The sequence below is a fragment of the Rhodococcus sp. (in: high G+C Gram-positive bacteria) genome (assembly GCF_049286785.1).
GTDB lineage: Bacteria > Actinomycetota > Actinomycetes > Mycobacteriales > Mycobacteriaceae > Rhodococcus_F.
Genome location: NZ_JBAQEO010000525.1, coordinates 1 through 5,120, shown reverse-complemented (window position 1 = coordinate 5,120; position 5,120 = coordinate 1). Strand labels below are relative to the sequence as shown.

The window sequence follows — 5,120 nt, the reverse complement described above, 5'->3', positions numbered from 1 at the left end:
CACTTCCCACGCTTGTTCCACCACGGCCCGGGCCTGCGCCGACTGCAGCGCGGTGGAGGGTTCGTCCGCATCGAGCACACTACGCAGGCCGGTAAGGACGTCTCGGATCGCTTCTTGGTCACCCATGGCGAATGCTCCACCTCCGTCAGAATGGTGATCCACACCACAATGTTATGTCATCGTGCCTCTGCCGATTCCTCGGCATCCGCGCGTCCCCGATATGAACCCTCGAACAGGAGCCCTCATGTATCCCGCAGTGCATGCCGCCGCCACACCCGACAAGCCGGCCGTCATCGTCGCCGGCACCGATCAGTTACTGACCTACGGCCAGCTCGAGACGCGTTCGTGCCAGCTTGCCAACGCATTTCGTGATGCCGGGCTGGTCGAAGGCGATGTCGTGGCGCTGTTGTCGACCAACGCGGCCGAGATATTCGAGGTGTACTGGGCATGCCTGCGCTCAGGACTGTATCTCACACCGATCAACTCCCATCTCGCCGTCCCCGAGGTCGCCTATGTGGTTGACGACTGCGACGCAAAGGCTCTCGTCGTATCGGCCGATCTGAGCGACATCGCGGCCGAACTGGTGGGCTCGGTGCCCAAGGTCGAGACGTTTCTGTCCTACGGCGGTGCGGTGACTGGATACGGCAACTACGAGGCGTTCGTCGCCAGCGGATCCCCCACCGCACCGTCAGACCAGCCGCGCGGCGCCGACATGCTCTACAGCTCCGGAACGACCGGCCGACCCAAGGGCGTCAAACCTCCGCTTCCGTCCCGCCAGGTCGGCGACCCCGGCGATCCCTATGTCGCGGTGTTCGGCGGCGGATATTCGATGGGTCCGGACAGCGTCTACCTCTCACCCGCACCGCTCTATCACGCTGCGCCGCTGCGTTTCGGCATGGTGATCCAGTCTCTGGGTGGAACCGTCATCACCACTCGCAAGTTCGACCCGGAGCAGTGCCTGTCGATCATCGACGAATACGGCGTCACCCACAGTCAGTGGGTCCCCACGCATTTCGTTCGACTGCTGCGTCTGCCCCGTGGCGTCCGCGAGTCGTACGACCTGACCAGCCAAACGCATGCCATTCACGCTGCCGCGCCGTGCCCGGTCGAGGTCAAGAAGGAGATGATGGCCTGGTTCGGGCCGATCCTCCACGAGTACTACGCCTCCACCGAAGCGAACGGCATCACCATGATCGGACCAGACGAGTGGGCCGACAAACCAGGTTCGGTGGGCAAGGCCAAACTCGGCATCGTCCACGTGTGCGGTGACGATGGAACCGAGGTATCCCAGGGCGAGACCGGTCTGGTGTACTTCGAACGCGAGGCGATGCCGTTCGCGTATCACAAGGATCCGGGGAAGACCGAATCGGTGCAACATCCTTCCCACCCGAACTGGTCGACCTGCGGTGACATCGGTTTCCTTGACGAAGAGGGATTCTTGTTCCTGCGCGACCGGAAGGCATTCACGATCATTTCCGGCGGTGTCAACATCTACCCGCAGGAGATCGAGGACTGCCTCGTCCTGCACCCGGATGTCTTCGATGTCGCCGTGGTGGGTATCCCGGACCCGGAGTTCGGTGAATCGGTCCTCGCGGTCGTCCAGCTCGCGTCGGGAGTCCGGGCAGGACAGGAGGTCTCCGACAGGCTCATCGCGCATCTACGGTCGGGCATCGCCGGCTACAAGGTGCCTCGTCGTATCGAGTTCGCTGAGAGCCTGCCGCGCACACCGACCGGGAAGCTCGTCAAACGTGAGCTTCAGCAGAAGTATTCGTCTCTTGTCGTCAGTCCGTCGGCGTCGGCCGAGCCCGTCACTCAGTAGGGATCGCAATGCCCATCGCGTCATCCGCTGGAATCGATATGGCGCGACTGCAAGATCGGTGAGATCTACGAGGACGGCCAACGAGGTGCAGCTCTGGAGTATCGCTCGCACGGCACTCGGGCGGGACCTGACCGGGTAGCGAACGAGTGGGCCGGTGCCGATTCAGCTCGAGTCGGCACCGGCGTCGCCCGGAGCGAGCAGGATGCTCGTGGCGTACTTCTTCCACAGCCGCCGATGCGGATCGCGGGCGTGAGGGCGGCGATCGAACGAGTAGGTCAGCGCCACACCACGCATGCTCGTGTTCACAAGCTCGCGCACATCGGCGTACTCCGGGTGCTCGACCAGCGGTGCTCCGAACATCGAATCCGTTGCTACCCTGACCCTTTGATAAAGACGTCGCTCCTCGGCGGCGAGGACCGCGCGGAGCTGTTCATTGTGACGGGCGCCCATCCAGAGTTCGGTGGCTGCCCAGAAGTAGTCCTGCTGATACGTCGACCACATTGCGTCGACTGCAGCGGCAATGCGCCTTTTCGGCTCGGTCGGCCATCGCACCCCCTCTGCTGTGGCATCGACGCGCACAGATGCAAGATGCTGAACCGCTGCGATGAGCAGATCGTCGCGTGACGGAAATTGGTGCAGAAGCCGACCTCGACTGACCCCCGCAATCTCCTGAATCCGCAGCGTTGACGCCCCGGCGTATCCGTGCTCGACCAGGGCGGTCACGGCGGCGTCGAGGATTCGTCCTTGAGTGATCGTGCTGCGTGGCTGCATGTTCCAAGCATGCCCCATCGAGGCGCCTGTTGGTTGTGCCCGAGTACCCCTGGCGGCTCGGGAATGCTGCGCGGTCGACCGCGTTCAGAAGTTCGGGCGACGGCGCTCGACGAATGCGGCGACGCCTTCCCGGCCGTCGGCCGATCCGGCCAGATAGGCGATCGATTCGGCCTCCGCATCGAGCTGCGGTGACAGTTCGACGCGTTGAGCCTGCCAGAGCAACCGCTTGATCGCGCCGTGCGCAGACCCCGGGCCGCTCGCAAGCTCAACTGCGATGGATTCGGCCGTCGACAGCACTTGGTCGTCGTCGACGAACCTGGTGAGTAGACCGCTGTCGAAGGCCGCCCGCCCACGAATCGGTTGGTTGGTCAGCAGCATGTCACGCGCACGGGCGAATCCGACGAGGCGCGGCAGGGTCCATGTCATTCCGCCGTCCGGTGAGAGGTCGATTCCCGGATAGGCCGGGAGAAAGGTGGTGGACGGGCTACCGACGATCACATCCGCGGCGCAGGCGATGCTCATCCCCGCACCAGCGGCCCATCCCTGAACGGCCGCAACAACCGGTATCGGTGTCGTGGTCACCACCCGAATGAATTGATGAAAACGCTTCGCCAGATCTCCGACGTAATCGCTCGGGTCGGGGGCAGACGCAAACGCAGTCACGTCTCCTCCGTTGCAGAAGGCTGCTTCCGACCCGGTAAGGATCACGGCGCGAATACCATTCGCATCGGAGGGCGTGGTGCCCAACATTTCCGCTGCTTGCTCCAGCGCGGTAATCGACAGGCTGTTACCACGGCTCGGATCCGAGACGACGCATCGCAGTATTCCGTCGCCGGGCCGACCGGTAGGCGTGTGCTGCATGGAGAACTCCTCGGGGTGAGCGCAGGGATACTGCGCGGAAGACTCATCCACCTTAACAGTCAGTATTGACTGGTTGGATCTGGGGATCTACTGTAGAACGCACCGTACGCACCCACTTGTACTGGTTGCGTACACAATCCATGGATCCGCGGCGTTACCCGTTGATCACACCATCCGAGTGATGTGCACATGCCTGTGCCAGGAGGGCCGCGACCGTGCCGGAACAAGCAAGCCTCCTACGAGGCGATTCGAATCCCCGCGGACAAGGCAAACGCAGTGCCCTCAACGGAGTGAGGCGGGTCGACAGCAATCGAGGACACCGTGCTCGGCATCGCGCCCCCAGCGTGCGACCGGGGCGTCGTCCTTCCCCTCCAGGCAGGTTCTGCGTGTGGGGATCGGGAGGCGACCATGGCAATCATCTTCTTCCGCTCGCTTCCCTGAACGCCAAAGCTGCCGACGGCAGCACCTACGATTAGGACGACAATGACGAACCCCGTATTGCACACAAAGTTCACCGAAGTCTTCGGTGTCGAGCACCCCGTCGTGCAGGGCGGCATGCAGTGGGTTGGCCGCGCACCGCTCGCCGCGGCGGTTTCCGAAGCCGGCGGCCTGGGAATGATCACCGCGTTGACCCAGCCGACGCCTCAGGACCTGGCTACCGAGATCGACCGGGCACGGGCGTTGACAGACAAGCCTTTCGGCGTCAATCTCACGATCCTCCCATCGATCACACCGCCACCCTATGACGAGTACCGTCGTGTGATCATCGAATCGGGGATCACCATCGTGGAGACGGCCGGATCCAATCCGGAGCCCCACATGGAGCTGTTCAAGGAACACGGTGTGAAGGTGCTGCACAAGTGCACCAGCGTTCGACACGCCCTCAAAGCGCAACGGGTGGGCGTGGACGGCGTCAGTATCGACGGCTTCGAATGCGCCGGACATCCCGGAGAGGACGACGTTCCCGGCCTGGTTCTCATTCCGGCTGCGGCACGCGCACTGGATATCCCGGTGATCGCTTCCGGCGGCTTCGCAGACGGTCGGGGCCTGGCCGCAGCACTCGTCCTGGGCGCCGACGGCGTCAACATGGGCACCCGGTTCATGTGCACCGCAGAATCACCGATCCACCAGAACATCAAGGATGCGATCGTCGCAGCAGACGAGCGCGATACCGAACTGATCTTTCGCCCCCTGCGGAACTCGGCCCGGGTGGCGAGTAATACCGTCAGCCGCGAGGTCGTAGACATCCTGAACCGTGGGGGCCAGTTCCCGGATGTACAAGAACTTGTCGCCGGTGTTCGCGGGCGAAAGGTCTACGAACTCGGTGACCCCGAAGCCGGGATATGGACTGTGGGAATGGTGCAGGGCCTCATCCACGACATCCCCACCGCCGGCGATCTCGTTCGTCGTATCGTCGCGGAAGCGCACGGGGAGCTCTCCCGTGCCCATCAACTGTTCCGTGACCCGGTTGTCGCGGCACACTGACCAGCGCCCGGCTTGCACCCCCCGTGTTCCCTGCAGTAGAAGCCACGGCACGACCGGGCCGTCACTGGGCGTAGGAGTACCTACCTGCCTCCGTCTTGATCTGGACCGCACACACCCGCGCTCGACCATCATCTCGACGTGCCCAGGTTGGCGTCTTCGTGAGGAAACGCGAATGTACACCTGT

General features: G+C 63.4%; 4 protein-coding genes. 2 read left to right on the top strand and 2 right to left on the bottom strand.

Features of this window, described 5'->3' with window-relative positions:
• Positions 1–244: 244 nt before the first annotated feature.
• Positions 245–1,819, top strand: a complete 1,575-nt coding sequence (locus WAW17_RS19115) for an acyl-CoA synthetase (RefSeq protein ID WP_422334508.1) — start codon at positions 245–247, stop codon at positions 1,817–1,819.
• Positions 1,820–1,981: 162 nt separating this feature from the next.
• Here the strand turns inward: WAW17_RS19115 and WAW17_RS19110 are convergent, their stop codons facing one another.
• Together WAW17_RS19110 and WAW17_RS19105 are read right to left on the bottom strand one after the other, a co-directional pair.
• Positions 1,982–2,590, bottom strand: coding sequence for a TetR/AcrR family transcriptional regulator (locus tag WAW17_RS19110; RefSeq protein WP_422334507.1), 609 nt, complete (start codon positions 2,588–2,590; stop codon positions 1,982–1,984).
• A gap of 84 nt (positions 2,591–2,674) precedes the next feature.
• Positions 2,675–3,451 (bottom strand): enoyl-CoA hydratase/isomerase family protein, encoded by a 777-nt coding sequence (locus WAW17_RS19105; protein WP_422334506.1) that lies wholly within the window; start codon positions 3,449–3,451, stop codon positions 2,675–2,677.
• 483 nt (positions 3,452–3,934) lie between these two features.
• On the opposite strand from WAW17_RS19105, the gene WAW17_RS19100 reads away from it, so the two are divergent.
• Positions 3,935–4,936, top strand: coding sequence for an NAD(P)H-dependent flavin oxidoreductase (locus tag WAW17_RS19100; RefSeq protein ID WP_422334505.1), 1,002 nt, complete (start codon positions 3,935–3,937; stop codon positions 4,934–4,936).
• Positions 4,937–5,120: the final 184 nt, after the last annotated feature.